Source organism: Sedimenticola selenatireducens (assembly GCF_963675335.2).
Lineage (GTDB): Bacteria > Pseudomonadota > Gammaproteobacteria > Chromatiales > Chromatiaceae > Sedimenticola > Sedimenticola selenatireducens.
The window spans coordinates 434,291-451,721 of the sequence record NZ_CAXXYC010000004.1; the positions used below are offsets into that span (position 1 = coordinate 434,291).

The following is a 17,431-nucleotide window of genomic DNA, read 5'->3' on the forward strand; positions in this document are numbered from 1 at the left end:
ACCCGCTCCACCCTGTTTTCCAAGTGCCGGAACCCGTAAAACCCTGCCTGCTGATGTAACCGTTGAGATATAAAACCAATATAGACCGGGCAAACCAGTGGTTACCCGGCTTCCGGGTGCCCCCCCGGAATAGTTGCATGACATTCGCAGCTAAAATTGTTCTGAATATTATTTTCGGGTTCGTAGGGAGCCCTGAATGGATAGCGACAGAAAGGAAAAAACCTTTACAAGAATGTGCCTTTCATCAGTCGACCCCGTAGCCAGCCGCGTCCTTCAGGCGCGGTCGCCCCTTGACGAAGATGCCACTGCCCCGGGCCAGCTCCCTGCCTCGACCATCATAGACGACGGATTCCGCAATGAATTGGCTCCGCGTACGGCTGACCACCCTGCCCTCCGAGCGCATAACACCGGATGAGACCGGTCGAATCAAATAGGTCGTAAAAGAGGCTGTCAACATAAAAAACTCCGGTTCCAGCGAACTGACGGCAAAATATGCCGCGTCATCCAGCATCTTGAAGTAGACCGAACCGTGTACCGCACCCGCAGCATGGTGAAAATCCTCCCGCAGTTCAATGCCGATCCTCGCCTCCCCTTCTGTAATAACGATTTCCGGCAGATATAGATGATTAATCGGAGCCGACAGGTACATGCGCTGCAGGGATTGATAGTGCTGTGTCATATGGGTGGTCATTCTAGTTCTCCAGTTGCTCATGACTATCCGGGTTATAGCGGGTTGCGGGTGGTCACAAAGAATTCTATCAGACCAGAGATGGGACATCCGATCTGATGAATCATTTCAAAGGTTCGCCACGGTTGGATAATTTTTTCATTATGGGTAACAAAAATGATGGCTGTCTAAAACTCGCGCGCCACCCCATTGAGGATTCGGATCGTTCCTAGTGCACGCTCAACATCCGGAGGCGCGGTTGTTCACCATACAAATGCCTTTATCATTCATCATAACGCCGAGCATTATTGATTCTATATGATCAGATGAATCACCGAGTCATACCGTTTTCGTAAACACTCCAGCGGGTTCCATCGATGGAAGCAATCGTTACTATATTTTTGTTGTTATCTGTCTATATATTCCGCCTCCTTTTTTCTCTTTCGATATCGATTATCACACCACAGTGCGGTTGAACATTTAGCACTGCCTCCTCCAATTATTGATAATAATTGTCATATATGGTATGAGACAGCTGTAGTAGTTCACTCAATAATTAGGTCAGACAACTATCACGTTTAATAAAACCTAAGATCACCCTAATGAACAAAAATAAAATACGTGTGCTGGCGGTTGACGATGATTCCAGGCTACGTAAGCTACTGCAGAGCTATCTAGAAGAAGAAGGTTTTTATTCGTTATCAGCGAAAGATGGAGATGAGATGAAAGAGATACTCTCATCACAGTCAGTCGACCTGGTAATTCTAGATGTTATGTTGCCGGGAGATGACGGTTTGAGTTTAGCGCGAAAATTGCGCACTCAGTATTCCATACCCATTATCATGTTATCAGCCAAAGGTAAGGATATTGACCGAATAATCGGGCTGGAAGTCGGAGCCGACGACTATATCTCAAAACCGTTCAACCCAAGAGAGCTGATTGCGCGTATACGGGCTGTTCTTAGACGCACTGAAGACAATAAAGATCAAAACAACCACCCTCCCACAAATATACATAATTATCGTTTCGGACCATTTTTACTTGACACGGTAATGCACACGCTCTACCGAAACGATCAACAAGTGCAATTAACCACTGCAGACTACAAACTTCTAAGTATTTTTCTCAAGCATAGTAATAAAGTCCTTAACCGTGATCATTTATTGGATCTACTAAAAGGTTATGAGCACGTACCTTTCGATCGCAGTATTGATCAACGCATCTTCAGATTACGTCAAAAAATCGAAGAAAATCCTGCGGACCCGCGATACATTCGTACAATATGGGGTGAGGGATATATTCTATCAGTTCCAGTTGAAGTCGAATGAATAATAGTGATACCCGCCTAAAGAAGTCACTGTTTGGAGCAACTGCCACCACTATTGCAGGTGTACTGTTAATTTTCGAGATACTTACCTTCGTATCCATCGCCTACTTCCTGATGGTTCCGATTGCGCATAGATCAGCCAATGACCTGGCTTCTTTTATGATTGTATCGGCCCACACTTGGGCCACCATTGATCCTGATAAACGCCCTACATTTGAATATAATCTCGAGCATCACTCTGGAGTGCGGATACAGAAACCTATTAGCCATATCCCTTCTACACGTATCGTTTTTCCATATATTGTTTTACTGAGAGATTCGTTAGCTGCCCAGGCACAAAGTTCGGTTACCACTTCTACAAATATAATAGGAGGTGAACGCTGGTATTGGCTCGATACAATCATGGATGGCAAAAAAATTCGCTTTGGTGTCGCTGAACACAGGCTTGGAATCAGCATGTCAATTACATTGACTCTTATTATTGTTTTTGTAATAGCTGCCACCCTGTTTTCTACATTCATTCTTGTCAGAAGAGTTACGCAACCACTATCCAAACTCGCCCGAGTCACATCCCAACTTGAAAACGGTAATTTACCACCAGAACTACCCGAAAATGGCGTAGCAGAACTCGCCAGCTTGGCGAAATCGTTCAATAAGATGGCGCGTAACGTATCGTCTTTATTGGCAAATCGCACAACCCTTTTAACCGGTATTGCTCATGACTTGCGAACACCATTGACGAGAATTCGTCTCGCTTTAGGATTATTCGCTATTAACAAAGACCCAACACCACTTATTCGGGAAATTGAACTCGATATTGCACATATGACATGCCTTATCGATGAATCACTGGCTTTTGGTGCAGGCATCGAGGGAAAGGAAAAAGAAACAGTTGATATAAACGAGGTCATTCGCGATTTAGTAGTTGGATGTACGCATCAAGAAAACACTATCTCTCTAACCATAGAGAATCCGATTGTAATACACGTCAATGTACTTGCACTGCGACGTATAATTATTAACTTGCTAAGTAACGCCTTGAAATACGGTAACCGCCAGCCAATTAATGTGGCGTGCATGCGCAGCTCTAATCTAATCACAATTCGTATACGCGACCGTGGTATAGGAATCCCACCCGATGAACAGGATCGTGTCTTTGAACCATTTTATCGAATAGACAAATCACGCACACTTGACTCAGGCGGCAGCGGCCTTGGATTGGCGATTGCCAAACAACTTGCCGACTCCAATGAATGGAATATTCGTCTTGACGAAACTCCGGGGGGCGGCTTGACGGCGACCCTTATTATCCCCGTAAAGAACTAAGTTGGAATGACGGAATAATTGCGCGGCTAGTCCTGGCCATAATTTGAACCCTTTCAGGAAGTCAAACAGGCTGTATTTATAGTAATTCTATAAATACAGCCTGTCCTATGGAAGAGGAACAGCTTGGGGGGAACAGGTGGGTTATAAATTATCAGCAGTAATTAAGCATCGATTAGTGCACATGCCCAGACGATGCTGCACCGGAAAAACTTGGGAATTTGTCAGTGACATACTCACTATGGCATGTCTGACAACTTTCTATAAGCTTTGCAAAATAAAACCGCTGTAGATCGTAATCCTTACTAACCGCCGCATCAGCGAGTTTTCCTGAAAGCTCATGGAACTTCCCATCCATTTCAAGAAACCGCTTCGGAGCCACCGCCATAAGATCTGCTTTATCTTTTTCCGTCAACTGTTGTTTTAAAATAAAACTGTCATTGATTTGAGTAGCCATATTTTCAACAATCGAGTGATCACCGACGACGATTCCGTTCATTATATGGGTGACTGCCTGCTTTATTGATAACATCTCGTCAGTCAACAATTCATTTAGTTTCGGTGTCAATTTTTTTGATATTGGCTCCGCCCCATATAGTATACCTGTACCAAGAGACAGCGAAATACCAAGCATAATCAGTGTTCCAAACATTATTTGCTTGTATTTATTCGTATTTCTGAGCATTGATTATTCTCCTATATACATTTGCCACAATGAGTCTGACGCTAGCTAACCGGCCTTCCTTTTATTCCAACTTGATTTTTATTGACAACGCCCCACGCAAGTCTCCTATTTTGTAGTCACGCGCCTTATCATGCGGATAAAGACTATCTATTTTGTCACCCACTTCACCCATCGTAGCCTTGTCACCATGGCAAGTCAGACAGACCGGCTCCACCCGTATTCCTTTCATAAAGCGCGCATAAGTAGCGCCGTTTTCTTCTACAACCTCATACTTAACGAGTGAAGTTGTATCGGGTTGTTCAGCGATTTTCGCATTGAATTGATCAAGCATTTTTGATTCATATTCATCCGGCATTGCCAAGGGATTTCTGGCGCGATTGGTTATGCGCCGAACTGACCATCCGGTATTCCTGGTAATTTCCCCACCTATCCGTGCCCCCTCAACACCACAAACATCAAGCGCACCAATTGGTCCATCTGCCGACATCTTCTTCTGAAGCAGCGCCTTCAGTGATCCGACATAGTGTTTTGCACTAGCCTTCACTGCCGCTATATCGGGCGCCTCGACAGACACCGTATTACTATCCGCACTGGTAATGGTTGAATATGCACAGACCGTCAATAACATTACGACAGTCAGTTTTCGCCTCCCGTTACACCATAAACTAATCGTCATCACTTTATTTATCTCCCATCAATCTGCAGTTTCCTGCATGAGCACTCCGAAGCCTTATCATGAGGCTTCGGAGTGAATAACTGATTGTTAATCGTATGAAACCGGATAGTTTCTCGTGATATGCCAGTCCATCATACCGGATGCCATATAGGACACCTTGTATCCGCTATCCGCGAGGGTTTTGGCCGGCATAAGCCCTTGTGAACCGAACATATCGATCACAATAATTTCCTTGTCACGGGGAATCGAATCGATTTTCTGATCAAATTCAGCAGGCCTAATGTGGTTACTGCCAGGGATATGACCCATTATTCGATACGCAATATCACTCTGTATATCAAGGAAGTATTTATCCCCATCCTTCTTACCCCATAACTGATAGACATCATTCGTATCGTAGAAATTCACACCGGCGGCGCGAGCTTCCGTCTCACCACGGCGTATTTTGTTGTCTTTTTCAAATGTCCGCAGATACTGTACGACAGCCCATATTTGATCACTGCTCAGCTTGTCATCAAATGTCGGCATCACTATTGGTGAACCTGGCTTTTGCGGTGGGCCAAAGCGCACTATCTCATAGTGTTCATGATCACTGTGCAGCGACAGATATGATTTCATACTGATTGGCGGGAACCGACCTTGCCCATCTACTCCGTGACATGCTGCACAGACACCCTCAAATAATTTACGCCCGTCATCAGGATCTTTTCCACTTAACTTCTTAAGCGAACTCGCGATAAAGAACTCCCCCTTTTCCTCGGGCGGAATCGTGTTCGGAGGTGCAATCTGCTCATGAAAATCATTGACTGTATATTCAATTAATGCAAACTTCGGATTTCTCTTTTCATCAACTTTAAATAACTTTACGTGGTTGGTAAGATATTCATTCATATCTGTACGAGTTAGATCCATTGCTCGTATTGCAGCAACCTGCTCAGGTTTTAATACACGCCAAATCCTGTCCATATAGACAGTTTCGACGTCCATCTTATCGGTGCTAAGTTGCTTGTTGATGTTGGGGTTCGGGTCATACAGGCGCCTTAGCGGTCTAAAATATAGCGCCAACCGGAATACTTGGCTCATATCAAATGACTGCCTGTCTCTTTCAAGAAGCAGCGCAGTACCAAGAGTCAGGTTTTCCACTGGCGACAAAGCTTCTCCAGGCAATACCGGCTTGTAGGTAAATGCAGGCGCTGCAGACTTATCATCACCCTTCAACATTGCAACAACTTTTTCAGCTGCCACCAGGTCCGGGTTCATTGCCGATGGTCCACCAGGCGGAATTGACATTCCACTACTCATCATGAATCCCATCAGGTCGCCACGGCTGTAGGCTTCCCCCTTGATCTCATCTACTAACTTCTGGCCTAGCAGAGCTTCTATATCCCTGCGCGATTTGTTAAGCGTTGCATCAGAAGCTTTACTGTCAATATCGCGCGCCAAGCTGCTCCACTTCCGTGATAGCGCAAGCTTGTCACTAATTGCGTCTTCATTTTTCTTGATTTTCTTCATCACACCCAACGCAAGTTGGGTGTGAGGGCTTAACGCATCCTTGTAGTTGGTATTCCATTCGCTATCCACAACAGTTGGTGAGAAACTGGGTGCTGCACACCCCGCTACTGACGCGATGAATACCGCACTAATAAGTGTAGTTAGTGCTCGTTTGTGCAAACCCTTAGACTTTTCTCTTTTCATTTTTTTCACTCCTCGTTAGTTGTCACATTCAAATGTATGTAACGAAAACAGATACATCCCGCCTAGAATTTATAGGTAAATTGAAGTGAAGCCAGATTTGTTTCGAACTTTACTTTCGTGGGTGGTCCCACCGATGCAGTCATCTCGTTCGAATAGCCGTGAATAACAGAGAATGACAACGTTGTGAATTTTGTCATTTGTGCGCTGATGCCGCCGCTGAGATGATGCTCCACAATTGCTGTGACGCCGATATTGTTGTTGATATCATCTTCTTTCAACGGAGAGGCGCCATAATTGTAACCAGCCAGCAAGGAGTACTTACCAGTTAGTGCGTACTTTACTCCTAAAGCAATAACGTATTGGTCATCCCATCCGTACGTAAGCTTTTGATCGGGCATGGATGGCGGCGTTATCAAATCGTTTTCTGCCCTGACATTGGAATAGTTCAACCATTTTAAATCCGCCTCTATCATTAACCGGTCTGATGGCGCATACGATAGACCAAGCGCTATGGTTTGTGGGTCGTCAAATGAGAGACTGTATGCTCCGTTATTAAGGTTCCAATTTAGATCTTCTGAATATGTTTTACTTGTGTATGCAGCGCCAAATCTCAATTGATCAGTAATATCGTATGTCGCCCCTAAAACAAAAGACGCACCATAAGCAACATCAGTTGGAAAATTTGTCATTCCCTTAACTGACATCATGTTACTGACCAAACTGATGTTCCCGCCCAAAGTAAAATTATCTGTAACCTTGTAGGCCACGGCCGGGCCAATTCTAAGAGACTGCCGGGATGCCACTATTGATACGGGTGACGGCGATCCATTTACCGGAGCAGTAAACGCGTGACTGGGAAAGTCAACGCCTCCACCCGAGACCGGGTACGCTCCTACCGCAAACGTCAACCGATCACCCAACGAACTGTTACGGAAGGCAAACCCACCCGTAGCCATGACATAAATATCATTATCACTCGACACACCGTTCAACTCTCGAATAGGGTTTAAAAGTGCCAGATTCATGTCAAATCGAGTATTTGATCTCCCCAAATCCAAGGTTGCGAGGCCTGCAGGATTACTTAACGAGGTGGTTACGTCTTGTGGAGTTGCTGTAACCGCTCCTCCCATTGCATTCGACAGGGCACTAAACCCCACCATCTGATCACCGTTATTAGCGTTGGCTGAACCAACTACAATTAGGTACATGCTTGCACAAAGTCCAATTCTTCTCATCTCCCCTCCCGGTTTTTACAGGCCTAACTAACCTGCGTATTTTTTCCTATCTCATACTTCTCCTTACAAAGGCGACTAAAGCCATTTAATCAATTTCACTAAAATCGGGTTTGTTCACCTATCTAATAAATGCCAATCAAAATAGGCACTACTTATAATTTAAAAATTGTTACTTGGTAAATCATCCGGCCTACCGAAATATGCAATCGTGATTCGCATCCCTGTGCGATTACTTAATGCATCGATAAAATGCCAGACGCGTTAGAGTCAGTTAGATTCTTCTGTATTATGCTTAACGTTAAACGCCAAAATGCAGAATCTTTAAGCTTGTTATAATGTTGTTTTATTGAATTCTTGTAATAGAGCGTATCTGAGGATTGCCAATATGTCTGTGACAGTTTGTGACAATTGGTGACGAGTTATTGTGTCGCTCATTCTGCATGCCGACGTATATTTATATAACACTCATGGTTATTGAATAATCAACAACAAAACAATTGGATTTGTAGAAGCCAATATAAAAAGCGAACATCGGTGATAAAACGTGGCGCATTCAATGCACGACGTAGCTGATCAGTAAATCAGGACTTCCACTCAGGCGATGAGTAGCTCTATTACCTTACCAGTAGGGTGATTGCTAACGCGCGGAAAGACGTCGGTCGGATAGCATGCAGAATGATATCAGCGCAACTAACAGGAATTGATCTGGTTGCAGATTATGCCTGCGTACCAGGCGACCAACTTCAGAAAGTAGAATAACCAAGGTTTTTGTGCTATCCGGATGGCATGCAGGACACGCTTCAGATGGTTTGTATCCAACCGCAAATCGGAACACTCCAGGAACACGCGTGCCAGGGGTTATCTGTTCACCACATGACCATGGATCTCGCCGAAGGGATGGAAGGGCGCCAGGCGCATACACAGATTCTGGCTTCTGTGATACTACTTAGATAAATTGACGGCAACTGTGCGCCGGGCATGTGGATCCAATACTCCGTCCATTATGCATAACACGCATATGCGGCGTTTCCGTCTCTGATCAGAGTACCGCTGAATAGCTATTTCAATCTTGTCTGAATATGCTTCGACCACGGATGTTGGAATAGATGAACACCGTCTTCTTCTGCTCGCCATATAGCAGCCAAGGCCAAATTGCTTCTAATTACCCTCGTCGACTATACCTGCCTTTATCCAGCTCGACGCGAGCAAACCCAGCAAGGCCTACAGCAACAACACGCCGTTCGTCATTCCTGGTTTATTCGGCATCGGTTATCCTCGGTTGTCGCGCATGCTGCCTCACTAGAAACCCTGACCTTCCCCTGCCTCTTCATAGGTCACACCATCCCTGATGTGGTAGATACGTTTGAAGGTCGGGATAATTTTTTCGTCATGGGTGACAACGATAATGGCAGTCTCGAATTTACGCGCCATCTCATTGAGGATTCGGATTACTCCCAGGGCACGCTCACTGTCCAGAGGCGCAGTCGGTTCATCCGCCAGGATCACCGGCGGACGATTGACCAGCCCGCGGGCAATCGCCACGCGCTGTTGTTCACCACCGGAGAGTTGTGATGGCATGGCGCGGGCACGATGTTGCACATCAAGCCCCTGCAGCAGATCCAACGCCTGCTTTCGCGCTTCTGCATTGGGCTTTCCAGCCAACATCGGTAGCAGCGCCACATTATCGGTCACGTCGAGAAAGGGGATCAGGTAAGGTGCCTGGAATACAAAACCGATCTTGTCACGGCGCAGTGCGCGCAAATCATTGACCTCCCAACCATCATCGTAAATCACGTCATCACCGAGAATCATGCGTCCCGCCGTGGGTTCGATTACGGCACCGAGGCACTTGAGCAGTGTACTCTTTCCCGATCCCGATGGTCCGATCAGGCCAACCACTTCACCCGGGGCCACATGCATATTCACAACCTTCAGGGCATCCACCGCCGTGTCACCTTTGCCATAGCGTTTGGCGAGCCCTTCTATGCGAATACCTTTTCCATTCATCTCAGCCTCCGATCGCCTCTGCCGGGTCCACTTTCAGGGCGGCACGAATTGCTATCAGGCTCGCCAAAACACAGATGACAATCACAGCAACAAAGCCGATGACTGAATCAAGCGGTTGCAACAGCACATACTTGGGAAACACCGGCGCCCAGAAAGTCGCAGCGATCTTGCCCACCACAAAGCCAATCCCCCCGAGGGCGACTGCCTGCTGCATAATCAGCGCAGCAATGGTGCGGTTGCGCGTGCCGATCAGCTTCAGCACCGCGATCTCACGAATCTTTCCCAGGGTCAGTGTGTAGATGATGAAGGCGACGATAGCGGCACTGACAATTGCCAGGATCACCAGAAACATACCGATCTGTTTCGCCGAGGTGGCGATCAGCTTGCCAACCAGGATCTCCTCCATCTGGCTGCGGGTATAGACCGTGAGCCGCTTCCAGCGGCGGATCGATTCCGCCACCATTTGTTCATCCCAGCCCGGCTCTACCTGCACCAGGACCGCGTTGACATAAGCATTGGTGCTCTGTGACGCGATGACGGCATCCAGAAGTCCGGGCACACCGGGGCGATTGAAAGCGGGGTTTTCCGCCGTACGCCGACGTTGTTGCCGGATCGCATCATTGTCCTTGAGAAACTGCGCCTCCTGGGCGTCCCTGAGCGGAATGAACACCATCGGGTCACCGCTGGAAGAGACCATGCGCCGTGTCAACCCGACCACATGGTATTGATTGCGCCGGATCTGGATCTGGTCACCCAGTTTGAAGCCGGTGGCGACGTCGGCCACCGCTTCGTAATGGCCCCGGGTGATCTGTCTGCCGGCCACCAATTGCGGCGGCCAGCCGGGCAATCCGGGTTCTCCCGCCGTCACACCCGTCACCATCGCCCGCACATCCCGTTCCCCCTGACGCACCTGCATGGTCAGATAGGTGATGTTGGATACCCGTGCGACCCCCGGCATGCTGCGTATACCACGCCACAGATCGTCATAGATACTGGAGGACTCCGCATACGGGCCCAGGGTGTCTTTCTGCACCACCCAGAGATCGGCACCGCTATTGTCCAGCAGCACCTTGGCATCATCCACCATGCCACGATACACGCCAGCCATGGTGAGGGTGACACCGATCAGCAGACCCAGCCCGATGCCGGTGAAAACAAACTTGCCCCAGGCATGCTGGATATCGCGCCCGGCCAGGCTGATCACGACTTGATCCCCGGCAAGCGTTCCACCGGGTTGATGCGGCTTTTGCTGCTCAGCGCCTTGCCGCTGTAAACCACGACCCGGTCTCCGGCATTGAGACCTTCACGAACCTGGACCTGGCCATCCAGGCCGGCGGCACCCAGTTTGACCGGAGTGAAATGCAGATCATCGTCAATCACCTGCCAGACTCCAAGGCGGCCTTCGATACGCTGGATCGCCGCATTCGGAATCACCGGTGCAGCCGGCAGTGCAGGCAGGGTCACGGTCACTTCCGCCAGCTCACCCAAAGGTGGCAACACCGCGGGCAACTGTACAAAATTGATCTTGGCCAGGGTCTCTTCGGTGACCTCATCCGCCATGGGTTCAACCCGCAACACCTGCCCCGCATAGCGTTGTCCGGCATGCGAACGCAACACAATCTCTGCCGGCAGGCCGGCCGCCAGTCCATGGGCATGGGTCTGGTTGAAGCGCACATTCACCCACAAGCTCTGCGTATCGATCAGCTCCACCACCGCCTGACCGGCCACAACCGTCGTGCCGGGATCGGCACTGCGCAGGACCACCAGGCCATCAGCCGGCGCCACCAGCTGGAGATTGTCACGCTGCGCACGCAACGCTTCCCGTTCAGCTGTAAGACGTACCAGCTCCTCGCTTGCCCCGCTCAGTGCCGCCGCCGCCAACAACAGTTCATGTTGTTTGGTGGCCACCAGCTCCTCGCTGACCGTATGGGCCGCCAGCAGTTTTTCATAGCGTATTGCCTGCGAACTGGCATAGACCTGGCGCTCCTCGGCCTCGCGCAACTGCGCCTGGGCGCGCTTCAGCGCCGCTTCCTGGGCAAGCAGGCGCGCTTCCAGATCCACCGGCTCCATTTCACCCAACAGTTGCCCCGCCTTCACATAATCACCCACCTGGACATCCAGATGCTTCACACGCCCGGCAACTGTAGGGCCGATTTTGTAGCTGTAGCGTGCCTCAACCGTACCGATGCCGAACAGGGCCGGGGAAACAACACGGTTTTGCACCGCTACCATGGTCACCGGCACCGGCGCCAGTGGACCGGAACTCAGTGCCACATAGATAAACAATCCGATGAGTGGCAGCAGCACCGCCAGCAGGGCCAGGGTACGCCCCTGGATGTGGAACATCGTCACATCCCACTCCCGATGCCGCGCCGGTAGATTGCGAATACCCCGGGGGCATCCCGGCCGATCTGCCTTACATCACCCGCCAGCAGTGATTGCATCACCAACCCCTGAATGGTGCCGACAAACAGGTTCACTGCCGCCTCGGTATCAAGCGCCGGATGCATCTCTCCAGCTGCCTTTCCCGCATCAATGAGTTTGCGTACCCGCTCCCCATAGCGGCTGATCAGTGTCTGCACCATGCGCTTGGGCGCAGTTTCACCGGCGTGCTGCAACTCACCAAATAGCATGCGGGGAACACCCGGGTGCTCCGCCACAAACGCCACGTGCGCCATGAACATCGCCTCCAGCGCTGCAATGGGGGACTCGATTGACTGCACGGCCTTGTCCACCCGTGACAACAGGCGCTCGGCCACCCACTCCATGACCGCGCTCATAATGGCATTCTTGCTGGGAAAGTGCCTGAACAACGCCCCCTGGGTCAGCCCCATGCGTTTGGCAATTGCGGCGGTAGTAATGTCATTTGGATTCTGCTCCGCCGCCAGTTCAACCACTGTTTCAACCGTGATGGCGCGGCGCTCCTCGGCCGGCAGATGTTTGACATGAAGTGCCATGGGTTCTCCCATAGAAGATAGTAATTAGTTACTCACTTTATACCTTTTAATCGCCTTGTCAACGGTGCGGATGACAAGGCGGGAAGGTAGTGGAAGCCGTAATCCGGATCACTGAAAAGAACTCGGTGCTCCAAGGGTCAAACCGGAACGGGAATACTCAAGAAGCCGCAGAAAGATCATCCAGGGACTGCCGCAGGTCCTCCTCGGCCCCCAGCTCTCGCAGCCCCTTGATGGCAGTGGTGATGTGCGCCTCCTGCCGGTCCAACGGGTAAACCATGTAGACCGGAAGCGTGATCAGCGGACTGTCTTCCACCGGAAACAGTTGTTCTGATTGAATCAGGTTACGCACCAGACGCACGGGAAAGTAGGCAGAGCCGCCTTGGTTATTGATTAACTGCATGGCGAGCCAGCCGATATTGACCCGTTGCGCCGAGGTGTCCACATCGGGAAAACGGGCGGAAAACTGCGCCAGAAACTCCGGCCCCCAATCGATATGCAGATAGCTGGAGTCCTGCCAATGCCGGTCACGGGAACTGGTCATCAGCACCAGCGACTCGCCAAAGATGTATTCCGCGGCAATGGCAGGCCGACTCTGCGGCGTATACATCACGCCGATATCGATATCCCCCTGCACCATGCCCTGCATGATTCCCTCCTCGAAGCCGATCTCCAGGCGTAAGGAGATATCGGGTGCGGTCTGGCGCATCCATTGCACCCATTTGGGCAGAAACCCGTCCCACAAGGCGATGCGCCCACGCAGGGTCAGTCCCGCACTGAATCCGCTGGAAAGCCCCACATCATGACGCGCCTGCTCATAGGTACGGACCATCACCTTTGCATGTCGCAGAAAACGCCGACCCGCCGCAGTTAATTCAGCCCCACCCCGGCCGCGCCGAAACAGCGGCGTGCCCAGTTGCTGCTCCAGGGTCTTGATCCGGGCGCTCACGGTGGATTGGGTAACGTGCAGCTTCGCCGCCGCACCAACAAAATTGCCGGCGGCGGTCACGGCCAGGAAGGTGCGGGCAAACTCGATATCCATAAATAATGTCCGGAAATGTCGATTAGGTCGGGAAATTATATCGAATATTCCGATATTAGATAACAATAATATTCGTTTGTTGAATAAAGTTTGCCTCCTTATACTGATTCAAAATCAGACGTTGACGGAAGTAGTATGAAGAGACGTTGGTCATTGATGTTGTTGGCAGTAATCAGAACCGCATCAGGGCGCATGCCCTCCCTGGGTCTATCCCGGATACTGGGTTATCTGTCTGATAACGACGCCCATCCCACCAGCCATGCCGAAAAATGGATCTCCGCGGGCGGCGGCCTGGTGAGTGTCTTTATGATCCTGTTGATCAGTCAGCAGGTGCTGGATATGCACGGCACCACACTGGTGGTCGCATCCATGAGCGCCAGTGCGGTGTTGCTGTTTGCCGTACCCCATGGCGCCCTGTCCCAACCCTGGGCGGTACTCGGTGGACATATCGTTTCCGCACTCATCGGGGTGACCGCGGCACGCTGGATTGAATCGCCGGTCGTGGCATCCGCCATCGCCGTATCGCTGTCGATTGTGGCCATGCACTATTTCAACTGCCTGCACCCGCCGGGAGGCGCCACCGCCCTGGTAGCGGTCCTTGGGGGTAGCGCCGTGCAGGAGATGGGTTACGGTTATGCCGTGACTCCCGTGCTGGCCAATGCACTGATCCTGCTCTCCATTGCGATGATTTTTAACTACCCCTTTGTCTGGCGTCGCTATCCCCAAGCCCGGCAAAGCGTAGCGCCCGCCGAGAAATGCATGATCGCCCACAGCGACTTGGTCTATGCACTGACCGAAATAGACTCATTTATCGATGTCAGCGAAGAGGATCTGCTACGGATTTATGGCCTGGCATTGGGCCATCACCGGATACCACAAACCGAAGGGCAGATACTGCCCCTGAAAAGTACAGCGTGAGGTTAACATGAACATGCCAACCAACAAGCAGGCAATGCAGACCAACCCCTTTGCCATCCGTATCGACTATGTCGACACCGGTGACCGCCTGATCGCCACCGATCAGGAGGGGTACATACAGGACATGGACGAGTGGTCGGAGGCATTCACCGTGGCACTGGCGGCGAAGGAGAACCTGACCCTGACCGACGAGCACTGGGCGGTGATCCACTACATCCGCGACTACTATCAGCAGCACCGGGTACAGGCGCAGGTGCGGGACATGATCAAGCACTTCCGCAAGGTGTGGGGTAAGGAGCGGGCCAACACCCGTTATCTGCATGACATCTTCCCGATGGGGGGACCGCAGAAACAGGGCAACCGCCTGGCCGGTATTCGCAAGACCAAGGGCGAACACTGATCGTAATCAGCGCTGCGAAACCGTTGTGACTCGGCCGGTTCGCGTCGCCCGGATCAATCGCCGCAAATGAATACCGACTTATAATCGGCTTTCATCGAACCGCTTGCCGAAAGCCGCCCGGCGGCCGCCTGCCCCGGGTTTGCTGCTGGACAGTCAAACGCTTGCAAGGCCGTCGTTAGTAGTCCCACTGGAAATAACGCGGCCACGCCAGCGTGCGCGGGGCCGGGAACGGGTTAACCAGGCTCCGCAAAATACCCTAAAAAAAACCATGTAGTATTTCCAATCATTGCCATCTACTGTTTCCGGTAGCGCCAACGCATGTGTGCACTTGCGGGACCTCTCGATTCAGTCGCCCCAAAATGCCTCATCACGCCTTGTTGAGTGCTGACCCCAATACATCCATTGCCTGCAGTCGACTAGAGATTGTTAGTATCGCTGTGATTTAGATTGATCCTTACTCTTCACGGTAAAAGGGTTGCTGTAGTACCTGTGGTAATCACACACATAACGATTCCCCAGCAAGGCAAACAGCTATATGGAGCTAGAAAGATCATGGACATCAACAACTACCTGCATAAATTGATTACCGGCATTCTCACCAACTGTAAGAAACCCCTGCTGTTTATCATTTCTCTCCTCCTGGTTTCAGTCTCGGCGCCGAGCTGGAGTGATGACGACTCCCTGGGTGTGCCAGGAGTGCGCGGGGGTGTAGTCACCACCAGCGAACCCAATGCGGCGCAGGTCGGCGCCGAGATCCTGCGCCAGGGGGGCAATGCCATCGATGCCGCGGCAGCCGTGCAATTCGCGCTGAATGTGGTTGAACCCCAGTCTTCCGGCATCGGGGGCGGCGGCTTCATGCTGATCTACCTGGCCAAGGAGAAAAAAACCCTCAGCATCGATTCCCGGGAGAAGGCGCCCGCAGCAGCAACCGCAGATATGTTCGTACCCTTCGTCAGCAGCGGTGGCTTCAGCGTCGCCTCTACCAGCGGTATTGCAGTCGGGGTACCGGGTACCCTGAAGGGGGTGGAACTGGCGCTGAAAAAGTGGGGCACCATGACCCTGTCGGAGACGCTCGAGCCGGCCATCGCAATGGCGGAGGAAGGATTTCGGGTGGGACCGCGTCTGGCGGAGAGCACCGAAAGCAGCCGGCTGCAGAACGAGCCCGGCAATCCCGCCTATGATGAGGCGCGGCAGATCTTTCGCCCCGGCGATGCCCCGTTGGTGGAGGGGCAACTGCTGGTGCAACCGGATCTGGCACATACCCTGCAGCTGATTGCCGACCAGGGTACGGATGTCTTTTATTCAGGCGAGATCGCTAGCGCCATAGTCGCGGCCCAGAAAGCCACGCGCGACAGCCGGCCTGAAGGTGAAGGACGGATGACGCTGAATGACCTGGCCAATTACCAGGCCGTGATCAGGGAGCCGGTGTCGGGTGAGTATCGCGGTTACACCATCAAATCGATGGGGCCACCCTCTTCCGGTGCCCTCACCGTGCTGCAGATCCTGAAACTGGTCGAGCGCTTCCCTATCGGTGACGAGACGGAGGGCTTTGGTTTCGGCACCACCCGCACTCTGAATGTGATGATCGAGGCGATGCGCCTCGCCTTTGCCGATCGTGCCGTATGGATGGGTGATGAGGACTTTGTTGATGTACCCAAGACCGGTCTGCTGGACGACGACTACATCGCCCTGCGCAGTGCCCTGATCAGTCCAGACGCCCGCCAGGCAAATGTACTGCCGGACGATCCGCGTCCCTTCGACGTGGCGATGACAGCGGGCAAACAGAAACTGGCCGCGTTAACCCCGGCGCTCGACAAGGGGGTGAATACCACCCACTTCAGTATTGTCGACCGCCACGGCAACATGGTCTCCTACACCACCACGGTCGAATCGGCCTGGGGTACCGGGCTGATGGTGCCGGGTTACGGTTTTCTGCTCAACAATGAGCTGACCGATTTCAATTTCATACCCGCCTTCAATGCGGATCCAGGCAGTTTCAATCCAGGTGCCAACGATGTAGCGCCGAACAAGCGACCACGCTCCAGCATGTCGCCGAGCATGGTGTTCAGGGGCAAGAAACCGCTCGCCGCGTACGGATCCCCGGGTGGCTCCACTATCATCGACTCCGTGGTGAATGTCAGCATGAACCTGATCGACCACCGTATGGATATTCAGGAGGCCGTGGATGCGCCCAGAATCGCTCAGACAAGCGCGAATGGAACCGTGGGTCGCGAGATCGGTTTCTCCGAGCAGGTCATGGAGCAACTGGGCACCCTCGGACATAGCGTGCGTGATCCGGCAGAGATCGGATCGGTCCAGGCGGTGATTATCGACCGGGAGGGCAAGACGCAATATGGCGCAGCCGACCGGCGCCGGGTCGGCGGTATCGTCAGCCTCAATAGAGATGAGGTGGAGCGCAGAAAGTAAAACGTATCCTGGGTGTTCAGCGACCCGGGCAAGTCCGGTCATTCGGGAGTTCAACAGGCAACCGGGGCGGAGCCG

15 protein-coding genes are annotated in these 17,431 nt (G+C 51.6%); 5 read left to right on the plus strand and 10 right to left on the minus strand.

Annotated features, from left to right (window positions below):
• Window positions 1–244: 244 nt before the first annotated feature.
• Window positions 245–691, minus strand: a complete 447-nt coding sequence (locus tag ACHZBF_RS13180) for a PaaI family thioesterase (RefSeq protein WP_321528693.1) — start codon at window positions 689–691, stop codon at window positions 245–247.
• 578 nt (window positions 692–1,269) lie between these two features.
• Here ACHZBF_RS13180 and ACHZBF_RS13185 point away from each other — a divergent pair.
• Together ACHZBF_RS13185 and ACHZBF_RS13190 are read left to right on the plus strand one after the other, a co-directional pair.
• Window positions 1,270–1,995, plus strand: a complete 726-nt coding sequence (locus ACHZBF_RS13185; RefSeq protein WP_321528694.1) for a response regulator — start codon at window positions 1,270–1,272, stop codon at window positions 1,993–1,995.
• Window positions 1,992–3,320: an ATP-binding protein gene (locus ACHZBF_RS13190; RefSeq protein ID WP_273439932.1), complete on the plus strand. Its 1,329-nt coding sequence runs from the start codon at window positions 1,992–1,994 to the stop codon at window positions 3,318–3,320. Before ACHZBF_RS13185 ends, ACHZBF_RS13190 begins: the two co-directional genes overlap by 4 nt.
• Window positions 3,321–3,492: 172 nt before the next feature.
• On the opposite strand, the gene ACHZBF_RS13195 is transcribed toward ACHZBF_RS13190, so the two are convergent.
• The 9 genes from ACHZBF_RS13195 to ACHZBF_RS13235 form a co-directional block, all read right to left on the minus strand.
• The gene (locus ACHZBF_RS13195) at window positions 3,493–4,002 is read right to left on the minus strand and encodes a cytochrome c (protein ID WP_029131696.1); all 510 of its coding nucleotides are present in this window, start codon (window positions 4,000–4,002) and stop codon (window positions 3,493–3,495) included.
• A 61-nt stretch (window positions 4,003–4,063) separates the two neighbouring features.
• A complete protein-coding gene (locus ACHZBF_RS13200) occupies window positions 4,064–4,678 on the minus strand; it encodes a Tll0287-like domain-containing protein (RefSeq protein WP_321528695.1) in 615 nt (204 codons plus the stop codon).
• An 87-nt stretch (window positions 4,679–4,765) separates the two neighbouring features.
• The gene (locus ACHZBF_RS13205; protein ID WP_321528696.1) at window positions 4,766–6,373 is read right to left on the minus strand and encodes a c-type cytochrome; all 1,608 of its coding nucleotides are present in this window, start codon (window positions 6,371–6,373) and stop codon (window positions 4,766–4,768) included.
• A gap of 62 nt (window positions 6,374–6,435) precedes the next feature.
• Entirely contained in the window at window positions 6,436–7,608 is a 1,173-nt protein-coding gene (locus ACHZBF_RS13210) for an OmpP1/FadL family transporter (RefSeq protein WP_321528697.1), read from the minus strand.
• Window positions 7,609–8,907: 1,299 nt separating this feature from the next.
• Window positions 8,908–9,615 (minus strand): ABC transporter ATP-binding protein, encoded by a 708-nt coding sequence (locus ACHZBF_RS13215; protein WP_029131693.1) that lies wholly within the window; start codon window positions 9,613–9,615, stop codon window positions 8,908–8,910.
• 1 nt (window position 9,616) lies between these two features.
• Window positions 9,617–10,819: an ABC transporter permease gene (locus ACHZBF_RS13220; protein ID WP_321528698.1), complete on the minus strand. Its 1,203-nt coding sequence runs from the start codon at window positions 10,817–10,819 to the stop codon at window positions 9,617–9,619.
• Window positions 10,816–11,961, minus strand: a complete 1,146-nt coding sequence (locus ACHZBF_RS13225) for an efflux RND transporter periplasmic adaptor subunit (RefSeq protein WP_037374349.1) — start codon at window positions 11,959–11,961, stop codon at window positions 10,816–10,818. Before ACHZBF_RS13225 ends, ACHZBF_RS13220 begins: the two co-directional genes overlap by 4 nt.
• A gap of 2 nt (window positions 11,962–11,963) precedes the next feature.
• Entirely contained in the window at window positions 11,964–12,572 is a 609-nt protein-coding gene (locus tag ACHZBF_RS13230; RefSeq protein ID WP_321528699.1) for a TetR/AcrR family transcriptional regulator, read from the minus strand.
• A 157-nt stretch (window positions 12,573–12,729) separates the two neighbouring features.
• Window positions 12,730–13,611 (minus strand): LysR family transcriptional regulator, encoded by an 882-nt coding sequence (locus tag ACHZBF_RS13235; protein ID WP_273439941.1) that lies wholly within the window; start codon window positions 13,609–13,611, stop codon window positions 12,730–12,732.
• Window positions 13,612–13,746: 135 nt separating this feature from the next.
• On the opposite strand from ACHZBF_RS13235, the gene ACHZBF_RS13240 reads away from it, so the two are divergent.
• From ACHZBF_RS13240 to ggt, 3 genes are all read left to right on the plus strand, one after another.
• A complete protein-coding gene (locus ACHZBF_RS13240) occupies window positions 13,747–14,529 on the plus strand; it encodes an HPP family protein (RefSeq protein WP_321528700.1) in 783 nt (260 codons plus the stop codon).
• Window positions 14,530–14,536: 7 nt separating this feature from the next.
• Entirely contained in the window at window positions 14,537–14,929 is a 393-nt protein-coding gene (locus ACHZBF_RS13245) for a TusE/DsrC/DsvC family sulfur relay protein (RefSeq protein WP_245621622.1), read from the plus strand.
• A gap of 552 nt (window positions 14,930–15,481) precedes the next feature.
• Window positions 15,482–17,356, plus strand: coding sequence for a gamma-glutamyltransferase (gene ggt, locus ACHZBF_RS13250; RefSeq protein ID WP_321528701.1), 1,875 nt, complete (start codon window positions 15,482–15,484; stop codon window positions 17,354–17,356).
• Window positions 17,357–17,431: the final 75 nt, after the last annotated feature.

Excerpts from the sequence above, each read along its gene's own strand:
- ACHZBF_RS13240 (WP_321528700.1), top strand. The coding sequence starts at position 13,747 with ATGAAGAGACGTTGGTCATTGATGTTGTTGGCAGTAATCAGAACCGCA.
- ACHZBF_RS13215 (WP_029131693.1), bottom strand. The coding sequence starts at position 9,615 with ATGAATGGAAAAGGTATTCGCATAGAAGGGCTCGCCAAACGCTATGGC.
- ACHZBF_RS13205 (WP_321528696.1), bottom strand. The coding sequence starts at position 6,373 with ATGAAAAGAGAAAAGTCTAAGGGTTTGCACAAACGAGCACTAACTACA.
- ACHZBF_RS13200 (WP_321528695.1), bottom strand. The coding sequence starts at position 4,678 with ATGACGATTAGTTTATGGTGTAACGGGAGGCGAAAACTGACTGTCGTA.
- ACHZBF_RS13190 (WP_273439932.1), top strand. The coding sequence starts at position 1,992 with ATGAATAATAGTGATACCCGCCTAAAGAAGTCACTGTTTGGAGCAACT.
- ACHZBF_RS13185 (WP_321528694.1), top strand. The coding sequence starts at position 1,270 with ATGAACAAAAATAAAATACGTGTGCTGGCGGTTGACGATGATTCCAGG.
- ACHZBF_RS13245 (WP_245621622.1), top strand. The coding sequence starts at position 14,537 with ATGAACATGCCAACCAACAAGCAGGCAATGCAGACCAACCCCTTTGCC.
- ACHZBF_RS13180 (WP_321528693.1), bottom strand. The coding sequence starts at position 691 with ATGACCACCCATATGACACAGCACTATCAATCCCTGCAGCGCATGTAC.
- ACHZBF_RS13195 (WP_029131696.1), bottom strand. The coding sequence starts at position 4,002 with ATGCTCAGAAATACGAATAAATACAAGCAAATAATGTTTGGAACACTG.
- ggt (WP_321528701.1), top strand. The coding sequence starts at position 15,482 with ATGGACATCAACAACTACCTGCATAAATTGATTACCGGCATTCTCACC.
- ACHZBF_RS13225 (WP_037374349.1), bottom strand. The coding sequence starts at position 11,961 with ATGTTCCACATCCAGGGGCGTACCCTGGCCCTGCTGGCGGTGCTGCTG.
- ACHZBF_RS13210 (WP_321528697.1), bottom strand. The coding sequence starts at position 7,608 with ATGAGAAGAATTGGACTTTGTGCAAGCATGTACCTAATTGTAGTTGGT.
- ACHZBF_RS13230 (WP_321528699.1), bottom strand. The coding sequence starts at position 12,572 with ATGGCACTTCATGTCAAACATCTGCCGGCCGAGGAGCGCCGCGCCATC.
- ACHZBF_RS13235 (WP_273439941.1), bottom strand. The coding sequence starts at position 13,611 with ATGGATATCGAGTTTGCCCGCACCTTCCTGGCCGTGACCGCCGCCGGC.